Annotated in this window: 13 protein-coding genes; 6 read left to right on the top strand and 7 right to left on the bottom strand. The window is 66.4% G+C overall.

What is annotated here, in order from left to right; genetic code table 11:
• The first annotated feature begins 18 nt into the window (after positions 1-18).
• The 3 genes from OXR60_RS04835 (at position 19) to glnA (ending at position 2122) form a co-directional block, all read left to right on the top strand.
• Positions 19-231 (top strand): hypothetical protein, encoded by a 213-nt coding sequence (locus OXR60_RS04835; protein ID WP_267394611.1) that lies wholly within the window; start codon positions 19-21, stop codon positions 229-231.
• Positions 232-279: 48 nt separating this feature from the next.
• Positions 280-618, top strand: coding sequence for a P-II family nitrogen regulator (locus OXR60_RS04830; protein ID WP_267394609.1), 339 nt, complete (start codon positions 280-282; stop codon positions 616-618).
• Between the two features lie 91 nt (positions 619-709).
• Entirely contained in the window at positions 710-2122 is a 1413-nt protein-coding gene (gene glnA / locus OXR60_RS04825) for a type I glutamate--ammonia ligase (protein ID WP_267394607.1), read from the top strand.
• A 162-nt stretch (positions 2123-2284) separates the two neighbouring features.
• Here the strand turns inward: glnA and OXR60_RS04820 are convergent, their stop codons facing one another.
• The 7 genes from OXR60_RS04820 to rpiA all read right to left on the bottom strand — a co-directional run bounded on the left by OXR60_RS04820 (position 2285) and on the right by rpiA (position 10171).
• The gene (locus tag OXR60_RS04820) at positions 2285-3376 is read right to left on the bottom strand and encodes a protein CsuE (protein WP_267394605.1); all 1092 of its coding nucleotides are present in this window, start codon (positions 3374-3376) and stop codon (positions 2285-2287) included.
• 270 nt (positions 3377-3646) lie between these two features.
• Complete coding sequence (locus OXR60_RS04815; protein WP_267394603.1) at positions 3647-4393, bottom strand: HAD-IIB family hydrolase; 747 nt, start codon at positions 4391-4393, stop codon at positions 3647-3649.
• Positions 4390-5181: a Cof-type HAD-IIB family hydrolase gene (locus tag OXR60_RS04810; RefSeq protein WP_267394601.1), complete on the bottom strand. Its 792-nt coding sequence runs from the start codon at positions 5179-5181 to the stop codon at positions 4390-4392. The genes OXR60_RS04815 and OXR60_RS04810 overlap by 4 nt, the downstream gene beginning before the upstream one ends.
• 17 nt (positions 5182-5198) lie before the next feature.
• Complete coding sequence (gene gnd / locus OXR60_RS04805) at positions 5199-6182, bottom strand: phosphogluconate dehydrogenase (NAD(+)-dependent, decarboxylating) (RefSeq protein WP_267394599.1); 984 nt, start codon at positions 6180-6182, stop codon at positions 5199-5201.
• Between the two features lie 34 nt (positions 6183-6216).
• Positions 6217-7326, bottom strand: a complete 1110-nt coding sequence (tal, locus tag OXR60_RS04800; RefSeq protein ID WP_267394597.1) for a transaldolase — start codon at positions 7324-7326, stop codon at positions 6217-6219.
• Entirely contained in the window at positions 7326-9419 is a 2094-nt protein-coding gene (gene tkt / locus OXR60_RS04795) for a transketolase (protein ID WP_267394595.1), read from the bottom strand. The genes tal and tkt overlap by 1 nt, the downstream gene beginning before the upstream one ends.
• Before the next feature lie 71 nt (positions 9420-9490).
• On the bottom strand, positions 9491-10171 hold the full coding sequence (gene rpiA, locus OXR60_RS04790; protein WP_267394593.1) for a ribose-5-phosphate isomerase RpiA: 681 nt from the start codon (positions 10169-10171) through the stop codon (positions 9491-9493).
• 207 nt (positions 10172-10378) lie between these two features.
• Between rpiA and OXR60_RS04785 the strand changes: the two genes are divergently transcribed.
• Genes OXR60_RS04785 through OXR60_RS04775 form a run of 3 tightly spaced genes read left to right on the top strand, consistent with a single transcriptional unit; the run spans position 10379 to position 16405 of the window.
• The gene (locus OXR60_RS04785; protein WP_267394591.1) at positions 10379-11566 is read left to right on the top strand and encodes an efflux RND transporter periplasmic adaptor subunit; all 1188 of its coding nucleotides are present in this window, start codon (positions 10379-10381) and stop codon (positions 11564-11566) included.
• Between the two features lie 7 nt (positions 11567-11573).
• Complete coding sequence (locus OXR60_RS04780) at positions 11574-14828, top strand: multidrug efflux RND transporter permease subunit (protein ID WP_267394589.1); 3255 nt, start codon at positions 11574-11576, stop codon at positions 14826-14828.
• Positions 14828-16405, top strand: a complete 1578-nt coding sequence (locus tag OXR60_RS04775) for an efflux transporter outer membrane subunit (protein WP_267394587.1) — start codon at positions 14828-14830, stop codon at positions 16403-16405. The genes OXR60_RS04780 and OXR60_RS04775 overlap by 1 nt, the downstream gene beginning before the upstream one ends.
• The last annotated feature ends 41 nt before the right edge of the window (positions 16406-16446 follow it).

The raw sequence follows: 16446 nt of genomic DNA, 5'->3' as shown, positions 1-16446 counted from the left end.
GAACTCGTTTCAGCATCCATGGCCGACACTGTCCGCGCGCTCGCTGGTCGCGTCGAGTGGTGGATGCTGAAACGGGTTCAGCATGACGGACTTTCGGCGCGTTCGGCGGCCACGCACCAGATCCTCCAGTCTGCCCAACACGCAGGCACGACGCCACTTTCTGCCCGTTTTTACGGCAGCGAATCACCCCTGAATCCGGTTGCCCGCAGCGCCCTGGAGTGGCACCCTTGATGCAAGGCGCCGGCTCGGGCGCGGCATCCACGAAGGGGCAATTTCGAGGTGAAGAAGGTCGAGGCCATCATCAAGCCGTTCAAGCTGGATGAGGTAAAGGAAGCGCTCCACGAGATCGGCGTCAGCGGCATCACCGTCACCGAGGCCAAGGGCTTCGGTCGCCAGAAGGGCCATACCGAACTGTATCGCGGCGCCGAATATGTCGTCGATTTCCTGCCCAAGGTGAAGCTCGAGGTGGTCGTCGAAGACGGCCTTGCCGAGCGTGTCGTCGAGGCGATCGCCGCCGCGGCGCAGACCGGGCGGATCGGCGACGGCAAGATCTTCGTGATCCCGGTCGAGACCGTGCTGCGCATCCGCACCGGCGAGCGCGACGAAGCGGCGATCTAGCAGGCGTTTCCATTGTCCGGCGCACGCCGGCACCTCTTGCAACGTAACGACCCCGGTGTCCGCCGGGGTGTCGATAGGGAAGACCAAGCACATGGCGAATTCGGCCGGCGATATCCTGAAGAAGATCAAGGAAGAGGAGATCGAGTGGGTCGATCTGCGCTTCACCGACCCCAAGGGCAAGTGGCAGCACCTCACCATGGTCGCGAGCATCATGGGCGAGGACGAGTTCACCGACGGCCTGATGTTCGACGGCTCCTCGATCGAGGGCTGGAAGGTCATCAACGAGTCCGACATGGTGCTCAAGCCCGATCTCGACGCGGTCTACACCGATCCATTCTCGGCGACGCCGATGCTGATCGTGTTCTGCGACATCGTCGAGCCCTCGACCGGCGAGCTCTACGCGCGTGACCCGCGCTCGACCGCCAAGCGCGCCGAAGCCTATCTCAAGACCACCGGGATCGGCGACACCGTCTATGTCGGCCCCGAGGCCGAGTTCTTCATGTTCGACAACGTGCAGTTCGACACCAACTATGCCGAATCCTACTTTAAGATCGACGACATCGAGCTGCCGACCAACACCGGCCGCGACTATGAGGGCGGCAACCTCGGCCACCGGCCGCGCGCCAAGGGCGGCTATTTCCCGGTCGCGCCGGTCGACAGCGCCGTCGACATCCGCGGCGAGATGGTCTCGACCATGCTCGAGATGGGCCTGCCCTGCGACAAGCATCACCATGAGGTCGCCGCCGCGCAGCACGAGCTCGGCCTGACCTTCGGCACGCTGACCACCACTGCCGATCGCATGCAGATCTACAAGTACGTCGTCCACCAGGTGGCGCATGCCTATGGCAAGTCGGCGACCTTCATGCCCAAGCCGATCAAGGAAGATAATGGCTCGGGAATGCACACCCACTTCTCGATCTGGAACGGCAAGGAGCCGCTGTTCGCCGGCAACGGCTATGCTGGTCTTAGCGACATGTGCCTCTATTTCATCGGCGGCATCATCAAGCACGCCAAGGCGGTGAACGCCTTCACCAACCCGACCACCAACAGCTACAAGCGGCTGGTGCCGGGTTATGAGGCACCGGTGCTGCTCGCCTATTCGGCGCGCAACCGCTCGGCCTCGTGCCGCATCCCCTATGGCACCGGTGCCAAGGCGAAGCGCGTCGAGGTCCGCTTCCCCGACGCGATGGCCAATCCGTATCTCGCTTATGCGGCGCTGATGATGGCCGGCATGGACGGCATCCAGAACAAGATCCATCCCGGCGAGGCGATGGACAAGAACCTGTACGACCTGCCCCCGGCAGAGCTCGCCGAAGTCCCGACCGTCTGCGCCTCGCTCCGCGAAGCGCTCGACAGCCTGACGGCCGACCATGACTTCCTGCTCAAGGGCGACGTCTTCTCCAAGGACCAGATCGAATCCTACATCGAGCTGAAGTTCCAGGAAGTCGCGCGCTGGGAAATGACCCCGTCGCCGGTCGAATACGACATGTACTATTCGGCCTGAGCCATCGGCTCAGCCGTCAAAGGGGGCGTCCGGCACAAGCCGGGCGCCCCTTTTTCTTAGATGCGCGGAGCAGCCGCTAACCAACCATCATCCTGAACTCGTTTCAGGATCCATCGCCTGATCCAACCCGAAGCGTGCGGGTCGTGCGTGAAGCCCCGTCCCTCACCGCACCGAATACGGCAGCGACACGCTGAACGAGGATCCCGCAGCCATCGCCCCGCGCGGGTGGAACAGCACGCTGTTGACCGAGGCCTGGCTGGCCGCGTCGCCCGGGGTGGGCACCGCGATGTAGCTGGCGCCGCCGTTGGTGGAGAAATCCACGTCGTCGCCGAGGTCGCTCGGGCTCGTGTAATTGAACAGCAGCGTCGATGCGTTCGGCGTGAACTGGATCACCTGGCCCTGGCCAGTGCCGTCGCCATCGAGCGCGATCACCGTGCCCGCCGGCGTCGGCAGCGTGACGTTGAGCTTGTTGAGATCGAGCGGCACCAGATCGGGGTTGGCGACCGTCATCGTCACGCGGCGCTTGGCGCCGGGGATCATCTTGGGGCTGTTGGTGCCCGACACCGGATCCCAGGTGATGACCGAGGCGATGGTGACGGTGGCGGGTTTGCTCGCCACCACGGTGAGCGTGAAGGTGATCGTGGTCGTCGCGGTGCCGCTCTCCAGCGTGCCGACGCAGATGCCCGCGGCCTCAATCACCGAGCAGAACCGCCATTCCCACTTCACCTTGACGGTGCCCTGGTAATTGCCCGGGGGCACCTGGACGGTGCTCTGCGGCTTGATGAACAGCGGCACATTCATCGCATTGTCGCCGAGCAGCCCGAGCAGGTTGAGCGCGGTGCCGTTGATCAGATAGACGGTATTGCCCGGGGTCAGCGCGGGCGTGCCGGAGGCGGCGACCGCCAGGCTGTAGGGCACCGTCGCGATCGGCTTGGCCGGCGTCCCCGCCAGCGTCAGCGATGGGATTTCCAGCACCGCCGCGCTGTCCACCGTCACCCGCAGGTAATTGGCGCCGAGCAGCGTCAGCACGCTGGCGCTGGTGCAGGTGAAGCCGCCGGGCACCGACAGATAGCCGGTCGCCCCGGCCTTGATGGTCGGTGCCGAATAGGTGCCGAGCGGATCGGTAAGCGTTGTCGGTGCCGAGCAGGCCGCCATCGCCGGGGCGGCGATCGTTGCGCCGAACAGCGCGAGCAGCCAGGCAAGCATGCGCCAGAGCCGACGCTGCCCGCCGATCGTTTCGTGTTGGTCGTTCACCGGGCCCCTGCCCTCCGTCGTTATCTGGCGGGTGTGGCGGTGAGGCGCTTAACGAGACGTAAGAGAACCAGAATGGGTGCGTTTTGCGTCGGTGGAGGAGGTTACCTCGCCCAGATCCGTCCTCCCAGCGGAAGCTGGGGTCTCGCGCGGTGGCGCGATGTCCTCTCCTTGAGGAGATCCCGGCTTTCGCGGGGATGACGGTGTACAAAGCGCAGGTTGGTGGCAACACCGACGGGCTGGGTCACATGTCCCCAGCCCCGCCCGCCGCGCTTACTTCTGGCAGGCGACGATCGCGGTGATCACCGAGATGGTCTCCTCGGGATCGCGGACGCGCACCGTGTCGAGCCCCAGTTCCTTCGCCGGATAGTCGTTGCCGCCCGGGAAGATCGCGTCACCGATGAACATCATCACATCCAGCGCGATGCCGCTCTCGTCGCGCAGCTTCTTGAGGCCATAGGCCTTGTCGACACCCTCGCGCGTGATGTCGATCGAGGTCGCGCCGCCCATGTTGATCGACAGGCCCGGCAGCCGCTGCTTGAGATCGGCCTGGATGATCTTGCGCTTCTCGAACTTGGGATCCCAATGTTCCTTGGCGTCGATCGGCGCCTGCTGGCCGAGCGCGGAGAAGGTGATCTGGCTGCCACGATCCTCGATCCGCTCGCCCCAGGTCTGCTCGGGGACGAAGCCGGTGGCCTCCAGCGAGGCATCGAACGCAGTGAGGATTTTCTTCTTCAGCTCGTCGTCGAACAATTCGGCATAGACCGAGCTCCAGGCGCCGTCGCGATAGGTGTAGAGCTTGGTGCCGGTGGTCGGCATCAGCCACAGCTTGGTGCGATCGGCGCGCTCGGGCAACCGGCTCGCCACCTGCTTTTCGAACTGCGGCCAGTCGCCACCCGAGATCACCGCGACATGGGCGACGCCGAGCAGATCGGCGAGCGCCTCGCCCATCGGCGCCTGCAGGGGCTGCTTGCTCTCGGCCAGCGTTCCGTCGAGGTCGAAGGCAACCAGTTGTTTCATGCGGGCACTCCAAGGCGGGGAAAGATGAAGGTGTGGATCGCGTGGGCGACGCCATCGGCATCGTTAGCGGTGGTCACTTCATCCGCATAGGCCTTCACCCCGTCCGGCGCATTGCCCATCACGACCGCGAAACCGGCCTTTTCCAGCATCGGGACATCGTTGAACTGGTCGCCGATCGCCGCGATCGCCTCCATCGGCTGGCCGAGCGTCTTCGCCAGCGAAACGATGCCGTCGCCCTTGTTGGCGAGCGGCGCGGTCACGTCGAGATAATAGGTCTGCGACTGGGCGATGGTGGCTTGATCGTTGAAGCCGGCGATCTTCGCCTTGAGGTCGATCAGCACCTGGGGCTCGTCGCTGACGAAGGTGATCTTGTCGATCTGCGCCAGGTTGGCAGCGGCAATGTCGACCACCGGCTCCTGGTTCGCCGCCTTGCGCTCGCTGCCGACATGCGCGCCTTGGTCGGTCGAGGCAAACCACTGGTCGTCGGCGAACAGCCAGGTGTCGACAGCCGCGCCCTCAGCCAGCGCAAGGATGCCGCGCACCGCGGCCTCGTCGATGGTGTGATGCTCGGTAACGGTGCCATCGCGCTTGAAGATAATGCCGCCGTTGAACGCGGCGATCACGCCGTCGATTTCCAGCGCATCGGCGATCGGCTGCACGCCCGATCGCGGGCGGGCGCTGATCACCGTGAAGCCGATCCCCGCCGCCTCGAGCCGCTTGACGGCCTCAATGGTAGCGGGGGTGAGCTGCTTCTGCTTGTCTACCAGGGTACCATCGACATCGGACACGACCAACTTGATGGCGCTCACTGCGGCATCTCGACATGGCCGCCGAAGCCGAAGCGCATCGCCGACAGCAGCTTGTCACCGAAGGTATGGTCGACGCGGCTGCGGTAGCGCGCGAACAGCGCCGCGGTGAGGACGTTGGCGGGGACCTTCTCTTCCATCGCCGCGTCGATCGTCCACTGGCCCTCGCCTGAATCGGCGACGCTGCCGGTGAAATGCTCGAGCATCTGGTCCTTGGCGAGGCCGATCGCGGTGAGATCGAGCAGCCACGACGAGATCACGCTGCCGCGGCGCCACACCTCGGCGATGTCGGTGAGGTTGAGGTCGAAGCGCTCGTCCTCGGGCAGCTTGTCGGTCGACTTGCCCTTGAGGATGTCGAAGCCCTCGGCATAGGCCTGCATCAGGCCGTATTCGATGCCGTTGTGGACCATCTTGACGAAATGGCCCGCGCCCGCCGGGCCGGCATGGATATAGCCCTTCTCGGCGCGCGGGTCCTCGTTGGCGGCGTCGCGTCCGGGGGTGCGGACGATGGTGCCAAGGCCCGGCGCCAGCGTGTCGAAGATCGGATCGAGCAGGTCGACGGTCGCCTTGTCGCCGCCGATCATCATGCAATAGCCGCGCTCGAGGCCCCAGACGCCGCCCGAGGTGCCGACGTCGACGTAATGGATGCCCTTTTCCGCCAGCTTCTTGGCGCGGCGGATGTCGTCCTTGTAGAAGGTGTTGCCGCCATCGATGATGATGTCGCCGTCGCGCGCGTCGGTCGCGATCGCATCGATGGTCTGCTCGGTCGGGTCGCCGGCCGGCAGCATCACCCACCAGATCGCCGGCGTGTCGAGCTTGGCGCGCGCCTCCTGCAGCGAGCTCGCACCCTCGGCGCCGTCGGCCGCGAGCGCGGCGACGGCATCGGCGTTGCGATCGAACGCGACCACCTCATGCCCGTCCTTCATCAGGCGGCGTGCGATATTGCCACCCATCCGGCCGAGGCCGATCAGTCCGATCTTCATGGTAAGTCCTTCGGTAAATTCGGGAGGTCGCGGCTCAGGCGGCGGTGGCCGGCTGCTTCTTGGCGATCGAGCCCAGGAGATCGTCGAACGCCTTGGCGAAGGAGGCGACGCCTTCCTCGACCAGCGTGTCGGTGACCCCGGTGAGATCGAGCCCGAGGCGCTCGGCCTCGGCCATGACGTGACGGGCCTCGTCGACATTCTGGGTCAGCGTGTCGCCGACGGTGCCGCGCTCGCGGAACGCGTCCATCGTCGCCGGCGGCATGGTGTTGACCGTGTCGGCACCGATCAGCTGGTCGACGTAGAGCGTGTCCTTATACGCCTTGTCCTTGACGCCGGTCGACGCCCACAGCAGCCGCTGCGGCTGCGCGCCCTTGGCGGCGAGCGCCTGCCAGCGGTCCGACTTGAGGAAGTCGAGATACCATTGATACGCCATCTTGGCGTTGGCGATCGCAACCTTGCCGCGCAGCGCCTTGGCCTCGTCGGTGCCGAGTGCATCGATCTTCTTATCGATCACCGCATCGATGCGGCTGACGAAGAAGCTGGCGACGCTGGCGATCCGGTCGATCGGCTGGCCTTGGCGAACGCGCTCCTCGAGGCCGGCGGCATAGGCCTCGGCGACGCGGATATAGGCGTCCACCGCGAACAGCAGCGTGACGTTGACGTTGATCCCGGCCGCGATCGTCGCCGAAATCGCCGGGCCGCCCGCGAGCGTGCCCGGGATCTTGATCATCAGGTTCGGGCGGTCGACCGCCTTCCACAGCTTCTGCGCCTCGGTGATGGTCGCATCGGTATCGTCGGCGATGTACGGCGACACTTCGAGGCTGACATAGCCGTCCTTGCTGTCGAGCCGATCGTAGACTGGGCGCAGCGTCTCGGCCGCGGCCTTGATGTCCTGGATCGCGAGGTGCTCGTAGCGGTCGATCGTCGCGGCGCCGCCATGGTCCTTGTCATAGGCCGCCAACGTCTCGTCATAGGCGGTGCCATGGCCCATCGCTTTTTCGAAGATCGACGGGTTGGAGGTGACGCCCGACAGGCTGTCCTCGTCGACCAGCTTCTGTAAGCCACCGGCCTCCAGGAACTTGCGATCGACGAAATCGAGCCATACCGCGGTGCCCTTGGCACTCAGATCGTTGAGCGTGCCCATCACTTGGTCTCCAGCATCTGCTTGGCCACCTTGACGACATTGTCGAGCGTGAAGCCGTATTTGTCCTGCAACTTGGCGAGCGGTGCCGAGGCACCGAAGGTCGACATGGTGATCGTCTTGCCCTTGAGCCCGACGTAGCGGTGCCAGCCCATCTCGCCGGCCTGCTCCACCGCGAGGCGCAGCGGCACCGCCGACGGCAGCACGCTCTCCTTGTACGCCTCGTCCTGCAGCTCGTAGCGATACCAGCTCGGCAGCGAGACCACCCGGCTCTTGACCCCGTCGGCGATCAGCTTCTCATGCGCATCGACCACCAGCGACAGTTCCGAGCCGGTCGCGATCAGGATCACGTCCGGCGTGCCCTCGCAGTCGGCGAGCACATAGCCGCCCTTGAGCACGCCCTCGGCCGGCGCGTATTTGTCTCGGTCGAGCGTCGGCAGCGCCTGCCGCGAGAAGATCAGCGCGGTCGGGCGGCTGGCGTCCTCGAGCGCGGCACGCCAGGCATAGGCGACCTCATTGGCATCGCCCGGGCGGATCGTGTCCAGCCCGGGGATCGCGCGCAGCGTTGCGAGATGTTCGATCGGCTGGTGGGTGGGGCCATCCTCGCCGACGCCGATCGAATCATGGGTGAACACCCAGATCGAGGCGAGTTCCATGATCGCCGACAAGCGGACCGGCGCGCGCATGTAATCGACGAACACCAGGAAGGTGGAGCCGTAGCTGCGCAGGTGCGAGAGCGACATGCCGTTGACCACGCCGCCCATGCCATGTTCGCGCACGCCGAAATGGAAGTTGCGGCCGCCGTAGTTATTGGGCTCGAATGAGTCCGCACCCTTGATGTCAGTCTTGGTGGAGGGCGACAGATCCGCCGAGCCACCAATCAGCCACGGCACCTTGCCGACCAGCGCGTTGAGCACCTTGCCGCCCGAATCGCGGCTGGCGAGGCCCTTGGGATCGGCCGGGAACACCGGCACGTCCGCGTCCCAGCCCTCAGGAAGCTTGTCCTTGAGCATGAGGTCGAGCTCGGCGGCGAGATCGGCATGTTCGGTGCGATAGCGCGCGAACGTCTGCTCCCATTCCTCGCGCAGCGGCTGGCCGCGGCCGGCGATCGCGCCGTGGAAATGCTCGGCGACGCCCTCGGGCACGTAGAAGCTCTTGTCCTCGGGCCAGCCATAGGCCTGCTTGGTGAGGCGCACATTCTCCTCGCCGAGCGGCTCGCCATGGGCCTTTTCGCTGCCCGCCTTGGGGCTGCCATAGCCGATGATCGAGTGGACGACGATAAAGGTCGGCTTGTCGTTGGTCGCCTTGAAGGTGGCGATCGCGTCGTCGAGCGCCTTGGTGTCGTTGGCGTCGTTGATGTGGATGACGTTCCAGCCATAAGCCTGGAAGCGCTGGCCGACATCCTCGTCGAATGCGATCGAGGTGCTGCCTTCGATCGAGATGTGGTTGGAATCGTAGATCCAGCAGAGGTTCGACAGCTTGAGATGGCCGGCGAGGCTCGCGGCCTCGGAGGCGACGCCCTCCATCATGTCGCCGTCGCCGCACAGCGTGTAGACGTCATGGTCGAACAGGGTGAAGCCCTGCTTGTTGTAGCGCGCCGCCAGCCAGCGCTCGGCGATCGCCATGCCGACCGAATTGGAGCAGCCCGCGCCGAGCGGCCCGGTGGTGGTCTCGACGCCGGTGGTGTGGCGATACTCGGGATGGCCCGGGGTCTTCGACGACAGCTGGCGGAAGCCCTTGATATCCTCGAGGCTGACCGCCTCGTTGCCGGTCTTGTTGCCGTCCGAGCCGATCTCCTCGATTCCCGCGAGATGGATCAGCGAATAGAGCAGCATCGAGGCATGGCCGACCGACAGCACGAAGCGGTCGCGGTTCGGCCAGTCGGGGCGCGACGGATCGTAGCGCAGGAACTTGGCCCACAGCTCATAGCCGACCGGGGCGAGCGCCATCGGCGTGCCGGGGTGGCCGGAGTTGGCCTTTTGCACGGCATCCATCGACAGGGTGCGGATGGTGTCGATCGTCAGTCGTTCGAGGCTGCCGTCTTCATGCAGCTTCGGATCCGCCGTGGCGGGGGCGGCGGTCTGTGTGTCGGACATGCAGTGGGGCCTCGTTCTATCGGTGTGTCGAACGCAGCACGTTCGATCCGGTTGCCAAGATAGGTACGCCTTTAGCCCGATGCACCCTGCCGTTCCAAGCGCGTAACGATATCGCCCGTCGCGATATAGGCGGCATCCACCTCGTCGAGGAACAGGCCATGGCCGAGCACGCCGGGGATGCCCTCCAGCCAGCGCGCGGTGGCGCGCGGGTCGGCGAAGCCGCCGTCGAACACGCAATCGGCGATCAGATTGCCGCTATCGGTGACGAACGGCACGCCATCGATCATGCGGGTCGTCGCGATCGGGCCGAGCGTGGCCATGATCGAGGCGCGGGCGAAGGCGAGAATCTCTACCGGCAGCTTGGCGTGGCCGATCGCCTCCACCCGCTTGGAGGCATCGGCGATCACCACCATCCGCCGCGATGCCGCCGCCACCACCTTTTCGCGCAACATCGCGCCGCCGGCACCTTTAATGGCGAAGAAGCGCGGGTCGATCTCGTCGGTGCCGTCGATCGTCAGGTCGAGGCTGTCCACCGCGGCGAAGTCGAGCACCTCGATCCCGAGCGATCGTGCGAGCGAGGCGCTCGCCTCCGAGGTCGCGACCGCGCGGATCGACAGCCCTGCCGCGACTCGCGCGGCCAGATGCCGGATGGCCCAGGCGGCGGTGGAGCCGGTGCCCAAGCCGACGAGCATGCCGTCGGCCACTTCCGCGACGGCCGCTGCAGCCGCCGCGCTTTTTTCGTCATCGATCATGACCTAATTTCTACCACAAGGATGGACGGGCCGCGCCACCTGATGCACAGGAACGCGACATTGCCGATTTTGGTCCTCCGGCCGAAATCGGCGAGTCGTGCATTCCGTCGGGTGCCAGCCGCCCGCCAGGATAAAGAGAGCGGATCCAGCCAGTTGACAGCCACACGAATGAACCGGGCGCTTTTCGCATCGGTAGCGGCCGCGAGTATGTTGGCGCTCGCAGCTTGTGGCGGCGGCCAGTCGCAGGACAAGGGCGCGGGCAAGGGCGGTGACGGCAAGGGCGGCGGCCAAGGCCCGATCACGGTCGGCTACGTCACCGTCCAGCCGACCAGCGTGGCGATGACGACGACGCTCAGCGGTCGCACCACCGCCTTCGAAAGCTCCGACGTCCGTCCGCAGGTCAACGGCATCATCCGCCGGCGGTTCTTCACCGAGGGCTCGCTCGTCACCAAGGGCCAGCCGCTCTACGAGATCGATCCCCGCCTCTATCGCGCCGCGACCAACGAGGCGCAGGCCAATCTGGCGAGTGCGCGGGCCAATGCCGAGGCGACCCGGATCCAGGCGGAGCGCTACAAGCCGCTCGCTGCGATCGAGGCGGTCAGCAAGCAGGATTACACCAACGCGGTCGCCACCGCCCGCCAGGCCACCGCCGCGGTCGGCCAGACCCAGGCGGCGCTGCAGACCGCGCAGATCAACCTCAAGTTCACCACCGTCCCCGCGCCGATCTCCGGCCGGATCGGGCGCTCGCTGTTCACCGTCGGCGCGCTCGTCTCGGCAAGCCAGACTGACCCGCTCGCGCAGATTCAGCGGCTCGATCCGATGTTTGTCGACATCCAGCAGTCGAGCGGCGACATGCTCGCGCTGCGCCGCTCGCTCGGCCAGGACGGCATCGTCGCCACCCGTGCCCAGGTGCGGCTGATGCTCGAGGACGGCAGCGACTATGGCGCCACCGGCAGCGTCGAATTCTCCGAGGCGCTGGTCGACACCAGCACCGGCACGGTGACGCTGCGCGCCCGCTTCCCCAATTCGCAAGGGGTGCTGCTCCCGGGCATGTTCGTCAACGCGAGCTTCGCGCAGGCGACTAACACCCGCGCCTTCCTGGTGCCGCAGGCCGCGGTGGCGCGCGATCCCAAGGGCAATGCGACGGTCTATATCGTCGGCCCGGGCAACAAGGCGATCCAGCGCACCGTCCAGGCGGACCGTGCGCAGGGCGCCTTCTGGGTGGTGACCAAGGGCATCAACGTCGGCGACAAGATCATCACCGAAGGCCTGGCTAAGATCGCGCCTAACCAGGCGGTGAAGGCGGTGCCCGCGAGCTCGCCACAGAATATCGCCCCCCCGAAAAAGGGATCGAAGGACGCCAAGCAGGCGGCCGCACAAAGCAAGGCCGGCTGACCCGCTCATGATCTCCCGCATTTTCATCGACCGGCCGATCTTCGCCTGGGTGATCGCGATCATCATCATGCTGGGCGGGATCGGCGCGATGTTCGCGCTGCCGATCGCCCAATATCCCGATGTCGCCCCGCCGCAGGTAACGGTGCGCGCGACCTTCCCCGGCGCGTCCGCCCAGACCATCCAGAACAGCGTCACCCAGGTCGTCGAGCAATCGCTGACCGGGATCGACGGGCTGCTCTATTTCAGCTCCTCCTCCTCGTCGCGCGGGTCGGTGACGATCACCGTCACCTTCTCCAAGGGCACCGATCCGGACATCGCCCAGGTCCAGGTGCAGAATCAGGTGCAGCAGACGCTGTCGCGCCTACCCCAGCAGGTCCAGCAGCAAGGCCTGATCGTCCGCAAGTCCAACCCGGACAATCTGCTGATCGTCGGCGTCTATGACGCCACCGACAAGATGACCAACCAGGACGTCTCGGACTATCTGGTCTCGAACCTCCAGGATCCGCTCGGCCGCATCAAGGGCGTCGGCGACACCAACGTGTTCGGCGCGCAATATGCGATGCGGATCTGGCTCAACCCGAATGAGCTCGCCAGTTACCAGCTGATGCCGAGCGACATCACCACTGCGATCACCAACCAGAATACCGAAGTGGCGGCGGGTGAGATCGGCGGCCAGCCGCAGCCCGATACGCAGATGCTCAACGCCACCGTGACCGCGCAATCGCGGCTGCAGACGCCCGAGCAGTTCGCCAACATCATCGTCAAGACGCAGACCGACGGCGCCACCGTGCGGCTCAAGGACGTCGCCCGCATCGAGCTCGGCGCCGAGAACTATAACGCGCGCAGCCGCGTCAACCAGCATCCGGGTGCCGGCATCGCCATCCTGCTCGCGCCGGGCGCCGACGCGCTCGCCACCGCCGAGCTGGTCAAGGCCGAGATCGCGACCGCAGGCAAGGCGTTCCCGCCGGGGCTGAAATACGCCTATGCCAACGACACCACCGATTTCATCAAGCTGTCGATCGAGGAAGTGGTCAAGACGCTGATCGAGGCGATCATCCTCGTCGTCATCGTCATGTTCGTGTTCCTGCAGAGCTGGCGCGCGACGCTGATCCCGGCAATCGCGGTGCCGGTGGTGCTGCTCGGCACGGTAGGCATCTTCTACATCGCCGGCTTCTCGATCAACACTCTCACCCTGTTCGGGCTGGTGCTCGCGATCGGCCTCCTCGTCGACGACGCGATCGTGGTCGTCGAGAACGTCGAGCGGCTGATGGAGGAGGATCCCGATCTCTCCCCGCGCGACGCGACGGTGAAGTCGATGGACGAGATCACCGTCGCGCTGGTCGCGATCGCGCTGGTGCTGTCCGCGGTGTTCCTGCCGATGGCGTTCTTCGGCGGCTCGACCGGCGTGATCTACCGCCAGTTCTCGCTGACCATGGTCTCGGCGATGGTGCTGTCGGTCATCGTCGCGCTGGTGCTGTCGCCGGCGCTGACCGCGACGCTGCTCAAGCAGAAGAAGCGCGATGCCGACGGCAATGTCGAGAAAAGCTGGTTCGGCCAGCGCTTCCCCGGGGTCACCCACTTCTTCACCCGCAGCGGCGAGAAGTTCAACGAGACGTTCGACAAGGGCATCGAGAAATACATCGGCGCGGTGAAGGCCGTGGTCGCGCGCAAATGGCTGTTCCTGCTGATCTATGCCGCCATCGTTGCGCTATTGGCGGTGCTGTTCCTGCGCCTGCCGACCGGTTTCCTGCCCACCGAGGATCAGGGCGGCGCCAGCGTCCAGTTCCAGCTCCCCGCTGGCGCCACCCAGGGCCGCACCTTCGCGCTCCAGAAGCAGGTGGAGGATTATTTCCGCCGCAACGAGGGAAACAACACCGTCACCATGTTCACCGTCAGCGGCGGTGGCGGCGGCGGCGCAAGCGGTCAGAACACCGGCCAGGGGTTTATCGCCTTCCGCGACTGGGCCGATCGCAAGGGCAAGGACAATACCGCCGACGCGATCGTCGCGCGCGCCTCGTCCGCGTTCAAGGGCTTCCGCGACGGTCAGGTCTATGCGCTGGTACCGCCGGCGATCCGCGGCCTTGGCTCGTCCAACGGCTTCACGGTGGAGTTGCAGAACACCAGCGGCATGCCGCTCGCCGACTTCGAGGCGGCACGCGACAAGCTGCTGGCGGCGGCCAAGAACGATCCGGCGCTCGCCTCGGTGCGCATCACCGAATTGCCCGATGTCGCGACGCTGCAGGTCCAGGCCGATCCGCAAAGGCTGTCGGCACTCGGGCTTACCCAGGCCAACGTCAATTCGACGCTGTCGACCGCCTGGGGCGGATCCTATGTCAACGATTTCGTCGACCGCGGCCGCGTCAAGCGCGTCTATGTGCAGGGCGATGCGCAGTTCCGCGCCGAGCCGTCCGATCTCAGCCAGTGGTTCGTACGCGGCACCACCGGCGCGATGACGCCTTTCTCCTCCTTCGCCAAGACCGGATGGGGCCAGGCCCCGACGACGCTGTCGCGCTTCAACGGCATTCAGTCCTATGAATTCCAGGGATCGGCGGCGGCGGGCAAGAGCTCGGGCGATGCGATGACGCGGATCGCCGAGCTCGCCGGCCAGGTAAAGGGCACCAGCATCGCCTGGTCCGGCCTCTCCTATCAGGAGCGGCTCGCCGGCGGCCAGGCGCCCCTGCTTTATGGCCTGTCGCTGCTCGTCGTCTTCCTGTGCCTCGCGGCGCTGTACGAGAGCTGGTCGATCCCGATCGCCGTGCTGTTGATCATTCCGCTCGGCCTCGTTGGTGCGATTCTGTTCGTGACGCTGCGCGGGCTGATCAACGACGTCTATCTGCAGATCGGGCTGCTGACGACGATGGGGCTGGCGGCGAAGAACGCGATCCTGATGATCGAGTTCGCCGAACAGGCCGAACGCGGCGGGGCGAGCGTGATGGACGCGGCGCTGGAGGCGGCGAAGATCCGTCTCCGCCCGATCCTGATGACCAGCCTCGCCTTCATCTTCGGCGTGATGCCGCTGGCGATCTCCACCGGCGCCGGTGCCAACAGCCGGATCGCGATCGGCACCGCGGTGGTCGGCGGCATGCTCAGCGCGACGGTGCTGGCGATCTTCTACATCCCGTTGTTCTTCGTGCTCGTCCGCAGCGGCGTCGGCGAGGGCATCGCCAAGCTGCGCGGCCGGCCGGTCAAGCAGCAGGACGGCAAGCCCAAGGATCCGCCCGCGCCGCCGATGCCGCCCTCGACCGAGCCGGAGCCCGCCTGATGCGCCGCCTGATCCTTTCGCTGGTGCTCGCCGGCACCACGTTGTCGGCCTGCTCGATGGCGCCCAAGTACATCCGCCCGGTCGCGCCGGTGCCGACGTCGTGGCCGGTCGGCGACGCCTATCTGCGCCAGTCGGAGGCGACACTGCCGGCGGTCACCTATCGCGACATCTTCAAGGACGCGCGGCTCCAGCAGATCATCGATCAGGCGCTCGCCAACAACCGCGACCTGCGCATCGCCGCCGCCAACATTACCGCGGCGCGTGCGCAATATCGCATCCAGCGCGCCGACCTGCTGCCCGAGATCGATGCCACCGGCCGCTACACGCGTTCGGGCGGCGGCAACGGCACCCGCAGCACCGCGAGCAGCAGCACCGGCTCCGGCGGCACGGGGACAGGCACGGGCACTGGCACTGGCACTGGCACGGGGACCGACACGGGCACGAGCACCGGCGGCACCGGCTCCAGCGTCGTCACCTCGTCGAGCTCGAGCAGCGCCTGGTCGGTCGATCTCGGCGCCACCGCGTTCGAGCTCGATCTGTTCGGCCGCGTCCGCTCGCTGACCGGCGCGGCGCTCAACCGCTATTTCGAGACGGAGGCCGCCGCGCGCGCCACCCGCCTCACGCTGGTGGGCGATGTCGCCGAGGCGTGGCTCAACTATGCCGCCGACCAGAGCCTGCTGACGATCGCGCGCAACACCGCCGCCAGCGCCGAGCAGAGCGTCCGCCTCACCCAGGCGCGGCTCAGCGGCGGCGTCAGCCCGCGCACCGATCTCACCCAGGCGCAGCAGGTGCTCGAGACCGCCAACGCCGATCTCGCCGAGCAGACCACCTTGGTCGCGCAGGACGTCAACGCGCTCCAGCTGCTGGTCGGCGCGCCGGTCGATGCCGCGCTGCTGCCCGCGAGCATCGAACAGGCGATGACCACCATCGCCACCCTTTCAGCCGGGCTCGACAGCGGCATCCTATTGCGCCGCCCCGACGTGGTCGAGGCGGAATATGAGCTGCGCGCCACCAATGCCGAGATCGGCGCCGCGCGCGCGACGCTGTTCCCGCGCATCTCGCTCACCGGCCTGCTCGGTTTCGCCAGCACCGGCCTGTCGTCGCTGTTCACCGGCGGCGCGTTCAACTATTCGGTCGCGCCGTCGATCAGCTATCCGATCTTCCAGGCCGGCGCCGCCAAGGCCAATGTCCGCTACACCCAGGCCGAGCGCGACGTTGCCCTCGCGACCTATGAGCGATCGATCCAGACCGCGTTCCGCGAAACCGCCGATGCGCTCGCCCGCCAAGGTACGCTCGCGGCGCAGCTGCGCGCCAACACCAACTTCCAGGTCGCCGCGGCCGATACGCTGCGCCTCACCAACGCGCGCTATCGCGGCGGCATCGATACCTTCCTCACCAGCCTCGATGCCCAGCGGTCCTTCTATACCGCGCAGCGCACGCTGGTCGCGACCCAGCTGGTCGGCGCCACCAACCGCGTCGAGCTCTACCGCGTGCTCGGCGGCGATTCGCTGCTCGAGGCCAAGTCCACCGGCCCTGTGCCGGTGACCGCGGATACGCCCCCGCCGCCTGCACGGTAGGGATCGGCACCCGGGCTTGCCTTCGCGCGAGCGCTCTGAGA

The sequence above is a fragment of the Sphingomonas sp. GC_Shp_5 genome (assembly GCF_026540855.1).
Classification (GTDB): domain Bacteria; phylum Pseudomonadota; class Alphaproteobacteria; order Sphingomonadales; family Sphingomonadaceae; genus Sphingomonas.
This window is presented reverse-complemented; position numbering and strand designations above follow the sequence as displayed.